Source organism: Neobacillus paridis (assembly GCF_016765675.1).
Classification (GTDB): Bacteria; Bacillota; Bacilli; order Bacillales; family Cytobacillaceae; genus Neobacillus; species Neobacillus paridis.
Window position 1 is genome coordinate 161,250 of sequence record NZ_JAESWB010000233.1, and the last position, 18,738, is coordinate 179,987.

Below are 18,738 nucleotides of genomic sequence, written 5' to 3' on the forward strand. Positions count from 1 at the left end.
CTCCGTTTTCAGAAGCCTATTCAATAGCAACACCAAAATAACATTAATAATGATGTGCTAGAAAGGAGCCATTTAGCTATGACAAAAACTCGTCTTGGAAAAACAAACCTGTTTATCCACCCTATTGGACTTGGAGCAAACGCTATTGGTGGGCATAATATTTATGAAAATATCGATGAGGCTGTTTCCAAACAGATTGTCCACACGGCTGTTAGTCATGGCATGAACTTTATTGATACTGCCTACTATTATGGGCTTGGCCGCTCTGAAGAGCTAATTGGCGAGGTAATGAAGGAACATGGGAAGCGGGAGGATTTTGTGATCGCTACAAAGGCATCCCATACCTTCTCTGATGGAAAAATGATTCATGATAATTCTTCGGAATTTCTTATCCAAAGTGTAGATGAAGCGTTAAGAAGACTTCAAACCGACTATATTGATCTGTTTTATATCCACTTTCCTGACGAGAAAACGCCGAAATATGAGGCGGTTGGGGCTTTAAAACAATTGAAGGATGCTGGAAAAATACGGGCGATTGGCATATCTAATTTTTCCCTCGAACAGATAAAGGAAGCCAATCAGGACGGTTATGTTGAAGTGCTGCAAGGGCATTACAACTTATTTAATCGGGATGTCGAAAATGAAACCTTTCCCTATCTTTCATCCCATGATATATCCTTTATTCCATATTTTCCTTTAGCAAAGGGCTTGCTAACAGGCAAATATCATAAGGATACAAAGTTGACCGAACAACAAAGAAATCATCCATTATTTAATGAGGAAAACTATTTCAGCAATCTGGAAAAAGTCGAACAACTACGCCAAATAGCGGCTGACAAGAACGCTGAGGTCGCACATATAGTACTTTCATGGTATTTATCGAGAGGACCGATTGATGCCGTAATTCCCGGTGCAAAACAACCTGAGCAAATACTGAACAACATCAAAGCTGCTGAGGTCCAATTAACAGAGGAAGAAATAACAAGGATTGATACCATTTTTAATTCCTAAATGAAACAAGTGCCTGCCCCAAAGCATAATACAGCGGGAGCAGGCACTCTCTCTAAAGAAAGTTGTTAATATCTTCTAGTCATGAATGGATTTTATAATCATGGTTTCTCCTATATACTATGTTAGTGGATATTTCGTTTCGTGATAAATAGTTTGTTTAATAGAGTATTTTTGCGAGAAGGAGGAAAAATGAATTGTCGCTTAGAGGAGAAACAATGAATGCCGAAATACGCCAATTAGATGAAAAAGGCTCGGGGCAGGCAGTCATTTGGCGTGAAAATGAGCAAGGCAACATGAAAAAATTAAAACTTACCATCCCGCAAACACTTCCGGGAGAAAAAGTAAGTGTCATTGTCGACAAGCCTGACCGGAGAAGATGGCGGGCAATGCCGGAGGAAATACTGGAGTCACATCCGGAAAGAATGACACCACAATGTCCGCATTTTGAAATGTGCGGCGGCTGTGTATGGCAGCACTGGCAATATCAAGGCCAGTTAAAACAAAAGACCAATCATGTGAAAAAAGCGATTGAATCACAAGGGTTCGACCCGAATTTGGTAGGCGATACCATTGGGATGGACGAGCCCTGGCATTACCGCAATAAAATGGAATTTACCTTTGCCCCGGATGGCACGCTTGGGCTGCATGAACAAGGCAATTTCCGAAAAGTCATTTCCCTTGAGACCTGCTTAATTGCGGGGAAGGAAATGGTCGAAGCTGCGATGGAGGTAGCGGAATGGGCGAAAAATCATCAATTAACTGGCTATGACAAGGACCTTCATGAAGGTTTGCTGCGCCATTTGATGGTGCGACAATCGTTTGCAACCGGGGAAATCATGCTGGCTCTGTTTGCTACGGAAGCACCAGCTGTTCAGTTAAAAAATGCTGCAGACGATCTAGTAAAGCGGATAACAAATAAATTCCCTAAGGTTAAAAGCTTGCTATGGCTCGAAAATACAGACTGGGCGGACCGCACTCAATCCGAAAGAAGTCATATTCTAGCCGGCCGGGACTTTATTTATGATGAAATGGGTGGATACCGTTTTCGTCTTTGGTTTGATACCTTTTTCCAAACAAATCCGCCACAGGCTCAAAAACTGGTGGATTTGGCGATTGAAATGGGACAGCCGAAGAAAACAGATAAAATGATTGATCTTTTCTGCGGGGTAGGAACCTTTTCTCTGCCATTTGCTGATCGAGTCGGCAGGCTGGCCGGAATTGAAATTGTCGAGACATCGATTGAGTCGGCAAAACGCAATGCCAAAGATAACGGTATCGAAAACACGTATTTCTTGGCAAGTGATGCGCGAAAAGGTATTGACCAGGTTTTGGAAAGCTTCGGAAACCCGGAATTATTATTACTTGACCCGCCTCGGTCCGGTGCCGGCGGTAAAGTAATGAGGAGAATCGGACGAGCCAAACCCGAGCGAATCGTTTATGTTTCCTGTAACCCAGATACTTTTGCAACCGATATTAAGGAGCTTGAACCATTTGGCTATTCCTTAGAAGTAGTCCAGCCGGTTGATCTATTCCCGCACACAGTTCACGTAGAAGCTGTCGCATTGCTTGTTTTAACAGAGTAATCCAAGAATAATCATTTTCGAAAAATAAACATTTCCGATTGCAGCCCTGATTTTGTGAAAAAATACTTTTCCGATTTCGGGGCTGTTTCATGGTCAATTTTAAATATGGAAAATTATGTGATATTAAGTTCATAATGCGGAATAAGGGAGGGGGGAAGGACTTAAAAACAGCAAAATACTTCGATTGGTGTTGACAAGGTAAATTTTACAAGATAGTCTATATATAGACCAATTGGTATATTTTTTTAAACGAGGTAATAAAATGAGTGGAAAAGAAAATTCGAGAGAGAGGTTAATTAAGACTGCCTCAAGGCTTTTTCAATTACAAGGGTATCATGCAACAGGTCTTAATCAAATTACGAAAGAGAGTGGAGCTCCAAAGGGTTCCTTATATTATCATTTTCCAGATGGAAAAGAACAACTTGCGATTGAATCTGTACAATTAACTACAGCATTTGTTTCTAAACAAATCGAAGAAGGATTAAATAAATCAACTGATCCTATTGAAGCTATACAATTATTCATAAAAGATATGGCGGAACGTTTTGAAAGAGAGAGTTGTACGGTTGGAATACCAATTGCGGCTGTAGCACTTGAAACGTCCCTTATTAGTGAACCACTAAGGGCATCTTGCCAATCAGCCTATCAAAAATTTCAAAGTGCCTTTACTGAAAAATTAATTCAATCTGGATATGAGGAAAAGCATGCAATGGAGTTAGGTATTGTCATTAATTCAATGATAGAAGGGGCGTTTCTAATATCCTTTACAATGGGGAAAAGTGAACCGTTACTCTTAGTGGCAAAACAAATTCCATCCCTTCTTAAATAGAGATGGCTAGCTTTTTTACTAATTATATAGACTGGTCTAGCAATGAAGGGTGCTAAATAAACCAAATTCAAATTAAATCGATTTTCTACAAGTATTAATAATGAGAGAAGGATCATGATGAAAATATTAGTCACTGGTGCATCAGGAAATGTTGGCAGGTACGTTACAGGTGAATTAATAAAAATGGGTGAGCATGTAGTAGCTGCAGGGACAAATCCGCAAAGGCTAAAAGACATCTTTAAAGATAAGGTTGATGCTGTTTATTTTGATTTTACAGACAAAAATAGTTACAAAAAGGCACTTGAAAACGTCGATAGGGTTTTTTTAATGAGGCCCCCTCACTTAGGAAAACCGGAAGATTTATATCCGTTTATCGATGCAATGAAATCACATAATATAAGACTTGTTTCTTTTTTATCGTTAATGGGAGTAGAAAAGAACACAATCCCACCCCATCATAAGATTGAGAAGTATATCGAAGAATTAGGTATTCCTTATGCACATGTACGCCCGGGGTTCTTTATGCAAAATATTTCAGGTGTTCATTCCGTTGAAATAAGGGAGAAGAATCAGATCTTTATTCCAGCTGGAAATAGCAAAACGAGTTTCATAGATGCGGAGGATATTGGATTTTCTGTCGCTGTTTTGCTTCACTCGCCAGAAAAATATAAAAATTCTGCTCATACCATAACGGGGCCAGAGGCTTTAGATTATTATCAGATTGCTGAAATTCTCAGCAGAGTAACAGGTAGAAAGATAACCTATGCAAAACCAGGCTATTTGAAATATCGACGCTATTATATTAAACATCGAGGGTTGGAAAAAGCGTATGTGAACGTGACGGTTGCCCTCTATTTTATGACAAGGATGGGGACAGCAAAGGATGTTACAAACGATTACTTTAAACTAACAGGAAAAACCCCCCATTCCTTTGAAGAATTCGCAATAAAGAATAAAGACTGTTTCATGTAAAGAATACGAGAATTTCTATAGTTAAAGGGGCGTGCTATTTCACCGATAGATAAAATTTCAATTAGATTAAAATTCGTTTTGTAAGGAGGAGGACTTCTTGGAGACTGTGTACGATTTTACTGTGAAAATGACGGATGGTAATGAAAAATCAATGAGGGAATATGAAGGGAAAATACTGCTCATTGTGAATACAGCAAGCAAGTGCGGATTTACCCCTCAGTTTGAAGGACTTCAGAAACTCTATGAGAAATATAAAGAACAAGGTTTTGTGGTTTTGGGTTTTCCTTGCGATCAATTTAAAAATCAGGAATTCAGTAACATAGATGAAACGCTCCAATTTTGCCAAAAGAAATACGGAGTTACTTTTCCGATGTTTGCCAAAATTGATGTAAATGGAGAAAAAGAACACCCTTTATATACATTTTTAAAAGACCAAAAGGGTGGTATCCTTTCAAAAAACATTAAGTGGAATTTCACGAAATTTTTAGTTGATCGAAATGGAAAAGTGGTTGAAAGATATTCTCCTACAACTAAGCCTAGCAAAATAGAAGAGGATATTGTCAGCATCTTGAAATAAAAAACGGAAAACTATTTTACACCGAAAAAACGTGAAAAAAATGCGGGAAAACGTGCGAGAGGAGGGGCATTTTTGAATCAAAGAGCAAGAGAAAAATGTTATACAAAAATAATTACTTAAATAATCCACGCTTGTCCAATCAACATTATTCTCTATGCATATTTTATCATTGAGAGACAGAGATCTCTCACCATAGACCGCTCCGCAGTATTGCAATCCCTGCATATTGGGATACCTCCGGAGAAGCGTATCGTTCGTTTGATACGCTTCTTTTCATTTCATCAAACACTTAGTAGGGGGAGTAAAAGCACTGACATCAACTCTAAAAGCAACATTTTAGATTATGAGGTGAAGGATACGGATGAGAAAATTAAATCAGAATTGTTTGACAACATATCTTTTTGTGATAATATAATACATATAATTCATATGTAAATACTATGAGTTTAAGGGTAGGTATAGTTATTTGATTCATTAGGGTATTTCACATCAGTGTGCGGTAGGCAATTAAACATTTTACGATAAAAATAAGGGGAGGAATAAGTATGGCAATCACAAAAGTACAGGCAAAAACAGTTTTAAAGGAAAAGGTATTAGTTGAGGCAGAGACTAGAGGGCATAAAGTCATTATTGATGAACCAGTTGCTTTAGGCGGAACAGATCAAGGGATGAATCCAGTCGAACTTCTTCTATCTGCATTAGGGGCATGCCAATCGATTGTCGCCCGAACTTATGCTAAAAAGTTTGAGATTGATCTGCAAAGTTTCTGGGTTGAACTGGAAGGGGAAATTGACTTGGACGGATTCTTTGGAAAATCAGATGTACGGCCTGGATTTCAAACGATTAACACAGTCTTTCATATTGAAACCAATGCCTCTCAAGAGAAAGTGGAGGCTTTCAAGGAATATATTGAAGCCCATTGCCCTGTAGGTGACACGATTGCAAACAGTGTTAATTTAGCCTCGGCAAAAGTGGTGATTGAAAATCCAATTAAGTAATTTCATAGGACTATTTTAAAAAAAGAGCAGGAATTTTCTAAGGGAGAAAAGTATTATACTGTATAGGTTTTCCAAATACCAGATACGTTTTTCAGGGCTTATTCAATTGAATAAGCCCTTTTAGAAGCAGAAATAACCAAGTAGGAGAAAAAAGATGGATGGATTAATTCGATTTGATGATCAAGTTTGTTTGATTACCGGCGCCGGCAGCCCTTCCGGCATCGGATTTGCCACGGCTGAAATTATTGGCAAGCTGGGTGGTAAAATAGCGATTACCTCTACAACGGAGCGAATCCTTGACCGTGTCAATGAACTAAATGAAAGGGGCATTTATGCTAGGGGTTATATTGCCGACCTAACCGACCGTTCCCAGGTTCAGAAACTGATAGACTCTGTTATCGCGGATTTTAGCCGGATTGATATCCTGATCAATAATGCCGGGATGGCACAGTCAGGATCTCCTGAAATTTATACGGAGTTTGCTAAGATGGAAGATGAGGAATGGGATCTCGGTATTTCCCGCAATCTTACAACCTGCTTTAATGTGACACGGAAGGTAGTCCCTCAAATGATTGAGCAGGACTACGGCAGAATTGTCAATGTTTCTTCTGTTACCGGCCCGTTAGTCAGTTATCCTGGTGAAGCAGCTTATAGTGCCGCAAAGGCAGCGATGGTGGGAATGAGCAAAGCGATTGCGATCGAAACGGCCAAGAATAATATTACGATCAATAATGTTGCACCAGGCTGGATTGCTACCGGTTCCCAGCTTGAGCATGAAAAAATTGCCGCTCTTCATACCCCGGTTGGCAGAGCAGGGCGCCCGGATGAAGTAGCCCATACGATTGCTTTCCTAGCATCAGCGCAGGCTTCCTATATTACCGGCCAGCTAATCGTTGTCGATGGCGGAAACATCCTCCAAGATGACAAGGGACCAAAAGACATTACTCGTTAAAAGATATATAGAAAACTCTATCAATATAGCTTTTTATAACCAGATTAGTAGCATAGCAATTAAGGGGAGGCTGGTGAAAAAGTTGATTAGTAAATTTGTAATGCCTGAAGTCATATTCGGCAGCGGGTCGCTTAAGCAGGTGGGCGAGAGGCGGAATATAACCATGGGATCCCAACCCGGTCACCTTTTTTCAGCGATTTGACACCGTCGCCAACTTCTACCACAACTCCTACGCCTTCATGCCCTGGAATTAATGGGAGTTTTGGTTTTACTGGCCAATCTCCATGTGCCGCGTGAAGGTCGGTATGACAGACGCCGCAGGCTTCAATTTTCACCAGCACTTCGCCATACTCCAAGTTTGGTTTTGGTACTTCTTTAATCTCCAAATTCTTCTTGAACTCATTAACAACTGCTGCTTTCATTTTCATTCCCCCTTGTTTTGTTCGTACGCTTTCCTATAATGCAAGTACCATACCAACTTTAAGAAGATTAGAAATATTGGGAAAAATAATTAAAACTTGGCCTCTTCCGCCGAAATTTTGGCTGAATGTTCCAAACTATTGGCTGAAATAGCCGATAAATCTACGACTTCGATATTTTAAAGATATTAATAGAAGGATCTTTCATGGCGGTATGAAATCGTCACAACCATAGTTGCTCCACTCGAAGAATTCTTTTTCCTCTTTACATCCTGTTAGAGCTTCGTTATATTCAAAATATAGGGAATTTACTGAAAAAGTATTGCGGCTTGGGGGGATTGGCATGGAAGAGCAGATCCGGATACTTATGGAACGGAAAAAAAAATTCCTGATCAATAGTCTCATTTTCTTGTTCGTCTTTTATTTTGGTCTGCCTTTTTCTTTAACTTTCTTTCCCGAATGGATGAATCGGTCCACCTATTTCAATGGATTAACATGGGGCTGGATTTTTGCTTTTGCTCAAATCCCGATGACTTGGATTTTGGGAAGTGTTTACGCACATAAGGCTAACGATTTAGACAGGCTGCAAGAAGAAATGAAGCAAGGGGGGAGAATGTGAATCTTACCTATTTTACGTTTTTCATTTGTATCATTGTATGCACCCTCATTATTACATACTGGGCGGCAAAGCGAAGTAAGACAACGAACCGCTTTTATACGGCTGCGGGGAGCTTAACAGGTTTTCAAAATGGATTGGCAATCTCCGGTGATTATATCAGTGCTGCCTCTTTTTTGGGAGTCGTCGGCACCATTGCGATTAATGGATATGATGGTTTCTTGTATTCTGTCGGCTTTTTGGTGTCTTATTTGGTTGTGATGTTTTTAATCGCCGAACCGGTTCACCATCTTGGAAAATATTCGCTGGCGGATGTCGTCTGTTACCGGTTTAATCGTAACAGCATCCGCTCTGTTATGGCGTTTGGGACTTTATTAATCTCATTTCTTTATATGATTCCGCAATTAGTTGCTTCCGGTTTGTTGCTCCGTTTACTGCTTAATATTGATTATTCGATTTCTGTTGTCGTGATTGGCGGCCTGATGACGATTTATGTGGTGTTTGGCGGGATGATTGCCACCTCATGGGTGCAAATAGTCAAAACGGTCGTTCTCCTATCTGGAACCTTCCTGCTATCCCTGATCGTGTTATCGCGTTTTCATTGGAGTCCTTCTGCCGTCATGACCGAAATCATCCAGCAAACGCCGCTCCGTGAGCAATTTTTTATCCCTGGACAGCTGCTCAACAGCCCGGTAGAATTAGTTTCCCTGCAGCTTGCCTTATTGCTTGGAACAGCCGGCCTGCCGCATATTCTGATTCGGTTTTTTACCGTGAAAAATACGAAGGAAGTGCGTCGGTCACTCCTTAGTGCTACATGGATCATCGGGATTTTTTATTTGATTACGCTGGTCCTCGGGTTTGGGGCCATTGCCTTAATCGGTTATCAAAAATTGGTAGCAGCGGACCCCACCGGAAATTTGGCAGCCCCATTAATGGCCAAGGAACTTGGCGGGGACTTTCTCTTAGCGTTTATTTCGGCGATTGCCTTTACCACGATCGTAGCCGTTGTTGCAGGATTGGTGATTTCCGCGACAACCGCTTTTTCACATGATATCTATCATCATATTATGAAAAAAGGGACAACCTCAGAGGAGGACCAGCTGCGTGCGGCAAGATGGTCGGCCCTGGGAATTGGCTTGATTTCTACGATATTTGCGTTACGGATGGAAAATATGAATGTGACTTTTTTGGTGTCATTAACCTTTACAGTTGCTGCTTCTAGTAATTTTCCGGTACTTTTATTAACAATCTATTGGAAACGGTTTAATCAAACAGGGGCAATCGTGGGGATGGTGACCGGAATGATTGTATCGCTGGCCTGTTTAATTTTAGGACCCCATATTATGAATCCGAACGGTGGCTGGATTACCAGTAAACCGCTCTTTCCGTTATATAATCCTGGTATTGTTGCCATCCCTGTTGGTTTTTTTAGTGCGATCATTGCTAGTCTAATTTTTCAAAAATCATCCCAGTCGGCGGATGAAGAAATGGCACCATTTTTTATTAAAGCACAAACGGGAATTGATATGAGGGGTAAAAGCATGTGAAAGAAATGACGATACTTTTATTTGAACGCCTTGGTTTATTATTGATTATTGCCTTTGTCCTGACCAGGTTTCCAGGCTTTAAAACATTGTTAAACCGAGAATTTAACCTGAAGATGTCACTTGTTCATGCGGGCGTTTTTGGTTTGTTCGGAATCGCCGGCACGATGGCAGGCGTGGTGATCGATGGGGAATCGGTCAGTCATTTTGCCTTTGTCATGACGGCAGTTGAAAAAGACCAATTAGTGGTAAGTTTAAGTCTTGTCGCGGTTGTGATTGCCGGGCTCCTCGGCGGTCCGATTGTTGGTACGGGGGCCGGGCTGGTTGCCGGAATTCATTTATTGTTTTTGGGCGGGGTGGGCTGGCTGGCCAATGGTTTGGTCAATCCATTAACCGGTCTGCTGGCGGGATTGACGGCCCGTTTTTTTTCTCAGGAGCGGGTTATTTCGCCGTTAAAAGCGTTATTTATTGGTGTTTTTCCGCCCATTTTGCAGATGCATCTTTTGCTTATTTTGCAACCGGTGGGGAGTGACATTATCGATAAAATCGGCTTGCCGCTCGTGTTGTCCAATAGTCTGGCGATTGCCATTTTTACCGCGATGATTGCGATTGTCCTCAAGGAGCAGGAGAATGAAGCGGCGCAGGCAACGAGGCAGGCATTAACCATTGCGGAAGAGGCACTGCCATTTTTAAAAAAGCATCACTCTAAAGAAATGGCTGCCGGGCTTAGTAATCTATTAAGAGAGCGGTTAAAGCTTGCGGCCGTGTCGGTAGCGAATAAACAGGAAGTATTGGCCTACACCGGAATAGGTGATGACCATCACCAACCGGGTCAGCCCGTGGGTCTTTCGCTTGCCCATGAAGCGATGGAGACAAAGGAGATGAAAGTAGCCACGACCCGTTCGCAAATTGAATGTTCTCATAAGAGCTGTCCATTTGAAGCGGCGATTATGATCCCCATTACAGAAGCAAATGATGTGATCTGGCTGATCACCTTTTATTTCCGAAAAGCCCATCATATCCGCCCTGTTGAGCTTGTTTTAGCACAAGGTTTGGGGCAATTACTTTCCAACCAGCTGAACGTGTTAGCTGCGCAAAGCTTGAAGCTTCATATTCGTGATGCGGAACTGCGAAATCTTCAAGCCCAAATTAACCCTCATTTTCTCTTTAATACATTACATTTGATTGCTACTTTATTTCGCGAAGATCCAAAAAAAGCCCGTCACATCACCGTCCAGCTGGCACAATATATGCGCTTTAATCTAAAGCTGGTGTCCAATCCGCTCGTACCGCTGGAAAAAGAGTGTGATCATGTCAATGCCTATATGGAAATTATCCAAGCAAGATTTACCAATCAGCTGAAGATTGTTTTTCGGTGTCCGGAAACCATTCCGAATGTATTTATACCGCCGTCGACGATCCAGCCGCTGGTTGAAAATTGCATTCAGCATGGGCTTCGCAATATTGCCAGCGATGGAAAAGTAGAGGTCATGATTCAACAAGAGGACGGCCGCTTGCGCGTGATCGTCCGCGATAATGGCTGCGGCTTTCCACCAGAGCTGCTAAACGAGGTGACGAATAAACCACTGAATGAACACCAAAATAGTGGGATGGGTTTATTCAATGTTAATCAGCGTTTAATCAGTTTATTGGGTGAAGAGGCGAAACTTCACGTAGGTAATCTTGCTTCAGGAGGAAGTGAGGTTTCGTTTCAAATTCCAATGGAAGATCCAAACCTAAAAGGGGGGTTTTAAGGTGAAAATTCATGCGATGATTGCCGAAGATGAGCTAATGGCGAGAAAAGAATTATTCTATTTGTTATCGCAGGAAGAGGATGTGGAACTATGCCCAAGTGCGGAAACGGGGGAGCAGCTGCTCGAATTATGCAGCGAATACGAACCGGATGTTATTTTTCTTGATATCCAGATGCCCGGTATATCCGGGATTGAGGCAGCGGGAAAGCTGATTGATCAAGCCGTTCATTATCCGCCATTATTTATTTTTACAACAGCCTATGATGAGTACGCGATTGCGGCCTTTGACCTGGAAGCAGTTGACTATCTGTTAAAACCGTTTGATGAGCTGCGTTTTCAAAAAGCAATGAAACGCCTGCGAAACCAGTTAAGGCAGCGGGAACGGAAGCTAATGGAACCCTATGTTTCCAATCCGAAATCTTCCGGGCCGGTGAAATTACTGATTGATGATGGAGAGCGGACGGTTGTTATTTCACCGGATATGATTTATTTTGCGATGCCGCACAAGCGGATACTGGAAATTCATACAAAAGACAGAGTGATTATGAGTCGAATGACGCTGCAGGACTTGGAAAAAAAGCTTGTAGGGTTTCCCTTTTTCCGCACCCATCGCAGCTATCTAGTAAACTTGAATTATATTAAGGAAATCACTCCATGGTTTAATGGTACGAGCAATATCACACTCAAAGATATGGAGCACATCCAGATTCCGGTCAGCCGGACAGCACGGAAAATGCTGTTTCAAATGTTTGAAAATAACCATTAATCCCGAATACCAAACCATTTATGCATTTATATCGACCATTCAAACAAAAACCCCCGCAAGATAATTGAAAATTCATATAATTTAGGTAAGCGCTTACAGCGACAAACAAAGGAGGATGATTTATTTGAATGGTCAAAATCAGAAAGTCGATTATGTCCAAGTGGAACAAAGTGAACAGTTTCAGCAATTCATGACAAAAAGAAAGAAATTTATCTTGCCTTACACCATCTTTTTTCTCGTATTCTACTTTTTACTTCCAATCTGCACTTCTTATACTTCTTTTCTTAATACACCGGCAATAGGTGATATTTCCTGGGTATGGCTCTTTGCTTTTGCACAATTTGTGATGACATTTGTGTTATCAATTGTTTATGTCAAAAAAGCTGGTGCACTGGATCAAGAAGCAGAACTCATCATTAAAAATCAAATTCAAAAAGGAGGAGCCGCCTAATGAATATCACGGTTATTGCTCTCTTCCTGGCCATTGTTTTATTAACCCTTGTGATCACGTACTGGGCTGCTAAAAATACAAAAACAACCGGCGACTTTTATACCGCAGGCGGCGGTTTAACCGGGTTCCAAAATGGAATTGCGATTTCCGGTGACTATTTGTCCGCAGCCTCGTTTTTAGGTATTGCCGGTGCCATTGCCTTAAATGGCTTTGACGGGTTTTTTTACAGCATTGGGTTTTTGATTGCCTATTTGGTTGTGATGTTTTTAGTGGCTGAGCCGTTACGAAATTTAGGTAAATATACACTGGCCGATATGATCAATGCTCGCTTTGATGCCAAGAAGGTAAGGGGAGCTGCTGCCCTAAGTACGATTACGATTGTTATTTTTTATATGATTGCCCAGCTTGTCGGCGCGGGTGCACTGATTCAATTGTTATTTGGAATTAAGTATTGGATTGCCGTATTAATCGTTGGTGTGATGATGACGATTTACGTTTTATTTGGCGGAATGATTGCCACCAGCTGGGTGCAAATTGTCAAAGCGGTTCTATTGATGGCTGGAATGATTATTATGACCTTCCTTGTTTTATGGAAGTTTCATTTTAATATCGGGGAGATGTTTACATCCGTAAAATCGGCTACCAGTCATGGTGCCGCCTATCTTAAACCCGGCATTCAATATAAAGACGGCCTTGGAACGATTTCTCTGATGGTTGCCTTGGTACTGGGAACTTCCGGTTTGCCGCATATTCTGATGCGCTTTTTCACCGTAAAGGATGCAAAAACAGCAAGAAGTTCCGTTATCACTGCAACCTGGACGATTGGTATTTTCTATATTCTAACCCTTTTCCTCGGTTTCGGGGCCGCGGCATTTGTCGGTCAAACCAAGATTTTAGAGGCAAACCCTGGAGGGAATATGGCAGCGCCGCTGCTGGCTGAGGCGATCGGTGGGGAATTACTGTTTGCGTTTATTTCTGCGGTTGCGTTTGCGACGATTTTAGCCGTTGTTGCCGGGCTTGTTTTATCAGGCGCATCAGCCTTTGCTCATGATTTATATGCGCAAATTATTAAAAAAGGAAAGGTAACTGAGCGTCAGCAAATGATGGCTGCCCGTAATGCTTCTTTGGCAGTGTCCGTCCTTTCAATTATTTTGGCCTTGGGTGCCCAAAAGCTAAATGTAGCCTTCCTCGTTTCCTTAGCATTTTGTATCGCGGCAAGCGCGAATTTACCGGTGATCCTTTATACTGTTTATTGGAAGCGATTTAATACAGCCGGGGCGATTACCGCCATTTTAGCAGGACTGATCTCGGCACTTGTCTTGGTTGCCCTAAGCCCAAGCGTTATGTCTCCGGTCCCTGGTGCTGCCTTAATTACCGGTGAGCCGATCTTCCCATGGGCCAACCCGGCATTAATCTCGGTACCACTCGGCTTTTTAGGCGGATATATCGGAACCATTTTATCGAAGGAATCAGATCCTGTCAGATATGCGGAAGTAAAGGTAAAAGCAAATATTGGCTATAATGAACAATCGTGATCTGAATAGGATATGAATGGCCATTTTATGGAACCATAAAAATTTTATCAGTGGGGTTCTACTTGCTCGTAAAGTGCTGGTTCTAAAGCACTCGGTGAAGTAGCCGGGCTCTACTTGCCCGAAATGGCTGGTGCTCAAGCGTTCGGTCAACTAGTCCGGTTCTTACTGACTGAAATGGATAGATTCATAAGCGTTGGGTAAACTAGACTGGTTCTACCTCCCGTTAATACGTGGTAAAGCAGATGGAAAAAACGGTGATTTTTCTCCATCTGCTTTTTTAGTTTTTTCTCTGTGATACACGGACTGCTAGGCGAAATAATTGTGCTAAGCGGTTTTGCAATTAAAAGTTGCGTGTTAAGAATAGGTTCCTTAAAATATGTATCAAAGTAATAATTTCGGAATTTCCTATATTATGTTAAAGTAATCTTAAATTTTTCGTAAACGACTCAGAACTAAGTTTTATGGAAAGGAAAAGAAAAATTAAGAAGGCGGTTGTGGACGATGAGTTCAATAAATGAAGTATGTTCGAAGTGTGGGAGTAGCGAGTTTACCGAAGCAACAGACTATATGCCTGTAAAACCGAATAAAATGTCACTTAAAGGTTCCAACAAAATTTATACATTTTGCTTACATTGTGGTGAAGTTCATTCCATTCGCATTGAAGATGTTACTATATTTAAAAAATAATTCATTAACATGCGCCAATCACCTGTTGCAAGCTAAAATAACTTAAAATAATTACCATGAGCCGATCTACGATTTTAATCATGCTTTTTTATAAATGGGAGGAAAGACTGTGAGTTCCCAAATTATCATTGTCTTAATATTAAACTTTATCATATCTTTAATTGGCACATTAGCGTATTCTGTCAGAATGGTTGGGGTCAGAACAGGGAAAATCGCTGTTTCATTTGCCGTATTTAATATCTTATCCCTAATTTCCAGGATGGCCGTAACCTTTCAGGTGCCGCTATTAACAAAATATGTGGAACATCATACCGGCTCCAGTCATCTGTTACAAATTTTTAATGGAATTATTATCGTATCGGGTGCTGCAACTATTGTCGGGGCATTCTTAATCCCAACATTTCAGCGACTTTTTTTTAAAGGAGTATTACGTTTCTCCGTTGATCGGTCAATTCCAAAGCTTGTCATCCATAGTTTTTCAAAAGCGGGAATTCACTATATCAAGGACTGTGTTGCCATTCCGGTAAAAGAGAATATAACAGGCTTTAAGTTCAGGAAATTACCCGGGAAAATTATTATTTATAATGTTATTGCTGTTGCTTTGTTAACCGTAGGGGCATTGGCGCCCATTTATGCCGGAAGTATTGCTCCGGACCTTAGGGCTACCTGTATTACCTTATCGTCCATCATAAATGGTTTTGCGACGATTCTCATGTCGATCTTTATCGATCCGCAGTTATCGATTATGACTGATGATGTGATGGAAGGTAAATGTACAGAGGAAGATTTTCGAACAGTGGTGATTGGAATGGTTGGAAGTAAAACACTAGGAACATTCGCTTCGATGCTGTTAATTATTCCTGCTTCGTATTTGATCGTATTTATTGCAAAAATTATTTAGGATTCGTATGTTAGTGTTTATTGTGGAACAAAATTGGAAGCAATAATACTTTGAGGAGGCAATAAGCTTCCGAATCTTATATGACATGATATAATAATAGTTGGAAAAAATAAACAATAAGTCAAAATAAAAGCGTTAATGCTTTAAAAGAGAGGTTGATGGTATGGGAGCTTGGAAAAATCCAATTCTCTTAATTTCAGGAATTGGTATTTCCTATTTGGGAAATTGGATTTATCTAATCGCCATAAATATTTCAATCTTAAATTTAACTGGATCAGCAGCGGCAGTGGCCGGTCTGTTCATCATCCGTCCGATCGCCGTTTTACTTACAAATTTTTGGTCAGGCAGTGTTATTGACCGTGTTAATAAAAGACGATTAATGATTTTAGTTGATATTGCCAGGGGGATTTTAGTTTTTTGTATCCCATTCATGAAATCGTTGTGGGTTATTTATTTTTTTATGCTCATCATTAATATGGTCGGGGCATTCTTCGGCCCCAGTTCGTCAGTATATATAACAAAGCTGATCCCAGTGGAAAATCGTAAGAGCTTTAATTCGATAATGAGTATGATGAATTCAGGGGCATTCCTCCTGGGCCCCGCCCTCTCAGGGGTTCTGATTATGAACTTTGACACCAATTTATGTATTTTTATTAATGCGATTAGCTTTTTTATGTGTGCCTTTTTCATTTATCTCCTTCCCAATGTAGAGGAAAATGAAGAAAAAATACGGGAGCCTCTCAAATGGAAAATACTTGTGAAGGATTGGAAAAAGGTTAAAGAGTTCTCCTTTAGGTCGAAATTTTTTATAATGGTTTATCTGTTATTTCAAAGTGCCTTGTTAATTGGATTTGCTCTGGATTCACAAGAGGTTACATTTATCAAACAACATTTGAAACTATCCGATCAAGACTATGGCTTAATCGTAAGTATTACTGGAATTGGGTCTTTGATAGGTGGAATGGTTTCGGCTGTTGTAGCCAAAAAGGTGCCGTTAAGACTATATTTGGGGGGCGGGATATTCTTAACATCCATAGGTTATATCTTGTTTTATTCTTCCATTAACTTTATTTCTGCAACTTTGGCGTTTGTCTTTCTGGGTTTCTTCATGACTTTTGCAAACGCAGGGTATGCAACCTTTTTCCAAAATAGTGTTCCCGCAATTATTATGGGTCGGTTCGCGAGTATAGCGGATATGGTGCAGGGAACAATTCAAATAGGTCTTACACTTTTTCTGGGCTTTTTTGCAGAGTGGTTCTCATTGCAAATGGTTTGTATCATTTTTAGCGGTGTTGGAATATTATTTGCTGCAGCACTTTTGGCAGTAACAATACTGCCTTCCAAAGTGCATTATTTTGTTGAAACCGCAAATTCTTACTCCAAGGAACTGGCATGATATTTTTCCGGTATAAAAAAACGAAGAGCTCTGAGCTCTTCGTTTTAATATATCGGCCTTAGCCGACCCCATGTAAGAAAAAGTTGGTTAAAAACAACAGTGAAATGATAAAACTTGCCAGCGACAGCTGCTCATGCTTATTGGTAAAAATTTTCACCAGTGGGTAGGCAATAAAGCCGAAGGCAATTCCGTTCACGATACTGTAAGTTAAGGGAATCATAATGATGATTAAAAACGCTGGAAATGCTTCGGTAAAGTCCGTTAAGTCAATGTTGGTAACATTGGTCAGCATTAATCCGCCGATGATAATCAGGATCGGTGCAATCGCCGTGTCTGGTACCAGCTTGATAAACGGTATAAAGAAAAGCGATGCCAGCATCAATATACCCGTGACAACTGAAGTTAACCCGGTTTTTCCTCCCGATGTAATCCCTGCCGCTGTTTCCACCGTGGAAACGGATGGGCTTGTTCCAAAAAGTCCGCAAACAATCGTGGTTAGTGAGACAGCCCGTAATGACTTTTCGTTCTTTTCCGGCGCTTGCAGCATACCGTTCACTTGGGAATGGACCAGCCCGATATTTTCAAAGACTAGCACCAAAACAAGTGAAAAGACTGCAGACCAAAATGGGATGCTCAGCCATTTTCCAAAATCGGCACTGAGAAAAACATGTCGATATTCCTTAAAAGATAGGAAGCTGGTATCCATTCCGGAAAAATGAACAATGCCAAAAAGATAGGAAACGAGCGTGCCTAGCACGATACTGATTAAAAAGTTTCCCGGTACTTTTTTTAAAAATAAGAATAAGGTAATGATCAAATTAATAATCGAAGCCAGAACAACCGGTGCTGATAAATCGCCAAGAGTCACAAAATTCGCCGCGTTTCCTACTACAAGTCCGCTCTTTTGCAATCCAATAAAAGCAATAAACAAGCCAATTCCCACTGAAATGGCCTCTTTTAATGAAGCAGGAATGGAGTTTGATAGGATCGTAGATAACTTTGTAAATGTAATCAGAACGAAAAGTATTCCGGAAATGACAACCGCTCCTAATGCCTCCATATAATTAAGCCCTAACGAACCGACAATCGTGTAGGTAAACAGAGCATTGATGCCCATACCCGGAACGAGAATTAATGGTGCATTTGCGATCAATGCCACTAAAAGACAGCCGATAAATGAGGACAATATCGTTGCGATAATACCAGCCTCAAGCGGTATTCCAGCATCCTCCAGAATTTTTGCATTGACGGCAATAATATACACGATCGAAAAAAACGATGTAACCCCGGCTACAACCTCCGTTCTTATAGTTGTTTCATGCTGCTTAAGTTTAAAAACTCCTCTCATATTTGTAATCACACTTTCGTGTTGCCCTCTCCCACCCGCATCAAGTATCTTTAATTTCAACTTATGCCGGATAATATTATATCATAGAAATCAAATGGGAGTAATTGTTGTATTGAATAATGAAAAGTGTTCATGGGAAGCTCTAACGGGCACAAACATGGAGAACTCCCAAGGAAAAGTGTTCATAGGAAGGTTTAATGTGCACGAAATCGGAGAGCAGCAAATGAAAAGTGTTCATAGGAAGATCCAACGAGCACAAAAACAGGGAACCACAGTCAAGTCCTTGTTTATGTGTAAATTCACTGGCAAGTGCTTTCAACCTAGCCCTCTTATTTTTTTAGCGAAACTTCCATGGATTTTTTACTTCATATCCGGTAAGGGATGTCAAATGGTTTTCAA

17 protein-coding genes and 1 pseudogene are annotated in these 18,738 nt (G+C 40.8%); 16 read left to right on the top strand and 2 right to left on the bottom strand.

The window, feature by feature from the left end:
- Positions 1 to 78: 78 nt before the first annotated feature.
- From JK635_RS16320 to JK635_RS16350, 7 genes are all read left to right on the top strand, one after another.
- Positions 79 to 1,011 (top strand): aldo/keto reductase, encoded by a 933-nt coding sequence (locus JK635_RS16320; protein WP_202655015.1) that lies wholly within the window; start codon positions 79 to 81, stop codon positions 1,009 to 1,011.
- Between the two features lie 215 nt (positions 1,012 to 1,226).
- Positions 1,227 to 2,594, top strand: a complete 1,368-nt coding sequence (rlmD, locus tag JK635_RS16325; protein ID WP_202655037.1) for a 23S rRNA (uracil(1939)-C(5))-methyltransferase RlmD — start codon at positions 1,227 to 1,229, stop codon at positions 2,592 to 2,594.
- Positions 2,595 to 2,856: 262 nt separating this feature from the next.
- Positions 2,857 to 3,423, top strand: a complete 567-nt coding sequence (locus tag JK635_RS16330) for a TetR/AcrR family transcriptional regulator (RefSeq protein ID WP_202655016.1) — start codon at positions 2,857 to 2,859, stop codon at positions 3,421 to 3,423.
- 114 nt (positions 3,424 to 3,537) lie between these two features.
- Positions 3,538 to 4,395, top strand: coding sequence for an SDR family oxidoreductase (locus JK635_RS16335; protein WP_235888156.1), 858 nt, complete (start codon positions 3,538 to 3,540; stop codon positions 4,393 to 4,395).
- A gap of 97 nt (positions 4,396 to 4,492) precedes the next feature.
- Positions 4,493 to 4,972, top strand: coding sequence for a glutathione peroxidase (locus tag JK635_RS16340; protein ID WP_202655017.1), 480 nt, complete (start codon positions 4,493 to 4,495; stop codon positions 4,970 to 4,972).
- Between the two features lie 545 nt (positions 4,973 to 5,517).
- Positions 5,518 to 5,970 carry an OsmC family protein gene (locus JK635_RS16345; protein WP_202655018.1) on the top strand — a complete coding sequence of 151 codons (453 nt, stop codon included), beginning with the start codon at positions 5,518 to 5,520 and terminating at the stop codon, positions 5,968 to 5,970.
- A 154-nt stretch (positions 5,971 to 6,124) separates the two neighbouring features.
- On the top strand, positions 6,125 to 6,922 hold the full coding sequence (locus JK635_RS16350) for an SDR family NAD(P)-dependent oxidoreductase (RefSeq protein WP_202655019.1): 798 nt from the start codon (positions 6,125 to 6,127) through the stop codon (positions 6,920 to 6,922).
- Between the two features lie 149 nt (positions 6,923 to 7,071).
- Here JK635_RS16350 and JK635_RS16355 read toward each other — a convergent pair.
- A pseudogene (locus JK635_RS16355) lies at positions 7,072 to 7,344 on the bottom strand (alcohol dehydrogenase catalytic domain-containing protein); the annotation flags it as partial.
- A 340-nt stretch (positions 7,345 to 7,684) separates the two neighbouring features.
- Between JK635_RS16355 and JK635_RS16360 the strand changes: the two are divergent.
- The 8 genes from JK635_RS16360 to JK635_RS16395 all read left to right on the top strand — a co-directional run bounded on the left by JK635_RS16360 (position 7,685) and on the right by JK635_RS16395 (position 16,991).
- On the top strand, positions 7,685 to 7,960 hold the full coding sequence (locus JK635_RS16360; RefSeq protein WP_202655020.1) for a DUF485 domain-containing protein: 276 nt from the start codon (positions 7,685 to 7,687) through the stop codon (positions 7,958 to 7,960).
- Positions 7,957 to 9,504: a solute symporter family protein gene (locus JK635_RS16365; RefSeq protein ID WP_202655021.1), complete on the top strand. Its 1,548-nt coding sequence runs from the start codon at positions 7,957 to 7,959 to the stop codon at positions 9,502 to 9,504. The genes JK635_RS16360 and JK635_RS16365 overlap by 4 nt, the downstream gene beginning before the upstream one ends.
- 5 nt (positions 9,505 to 9,509) lie before the next feature.
- Positions 9,510 to 11,255 (top strand): LytS/YhcK type 5TM receptor domain-containing protein, encoded by a 1,746-nt coding sequence (locus tag JK635_RS16370; protein WP_235888172.1) that lies wholly within the window; start codon positions 9,510 to 9,512, stop codon positions 11,253 to 11,255.
- A gap of 1 nt (position 11,256) precedes the next feature.
- A complete protein-coding gene (locus JK635_RS16375; protein WP_202655023.1) occupies positions 11,257 to 12,021 on the top strand; it encodes a LytR/AlgR family response regulator transcription factor in 765 nt (254 codons plus the stop codon).
- 124 nt (positions 12,022 to 12,145) lie between these two features.
- Complete coding sequence (locus JK635_RS16380) at positions 12,146 to 12,472, top strand: DUF485 domain-containing protein (protein ID WP_235888157.1); 327 nt, start codon at positions 12,146 to 12,148, stop codon at positions 12,470 to 12,472.
- Positions 12,472 to 14,007: a solute symporter family protein gene (locus JK635_RS16385; RefSeq protein WP_202655025.1), complete on the top strand. Its 1,536-nt coding sequence runs from the start codon at positions 12,472 to 12,474 to the stop codon at positions 14,005 to 14,007. Before JK635_RS16380 ends, JK635_RS16385 begins: the two co-directional genes overlap by 1 nt.
- A gap of 796 nt (positions 14,008 to 14,803) precedes the next feature.
- A complete protein-coding gene (locus tag JK635_RS16390; RefSeq protein ID WP_202655026.1) occupies positions 14,804 to 15,595 on the top strand; it encodes a lipid II flippase Amj family protein in 792 nt (263 codons plus the stop codon).
- A gap of 163 nt (positions 15,596 to 15,758) precedes the next feature.
- On the top strand, positions 15,759 to 16,991 hold the full coding sequence (locus JK635_RS16395) for an MFS transporter (RefSeq protein WP_202655027.1): 1,233 nt from the start codon (positions 15,759 to 15,761) through the stop codon (positions 16,989 to 16,991).
- 58 nt (positions 16,992 to 17,049) lie between these two features.
- On the opposite strand, the gene JK635_RS16400 is transcribed toward JK635_RS16395, so the two are convergent.
- Positions 17,050 to 18,339 carry an NCS2 family permease gene (locus JK635_RS16400; protein WP_202655039.1) on the bottom strand — a complete coding sequence of 430 codons (1,290 nt, stop codon included), beginning with the start codon at positions 18,337 to 18,339 and terminating at the stop codon, positions 17,050 to 17,052.
- Positions 18,340 to 18,451: 112 nt separating this feature from the next.
- Here JK635_RS16400 and JK635_RS24350 point away from each other — a divergent pair.
- The coding region (locus tag JK635_RS24350; RefSeq protein ID WP_235888159.1) for a hypothetical protein at positions 18,452 to 18,738 on the top strand (287 nt) is incomplete at its 3' end.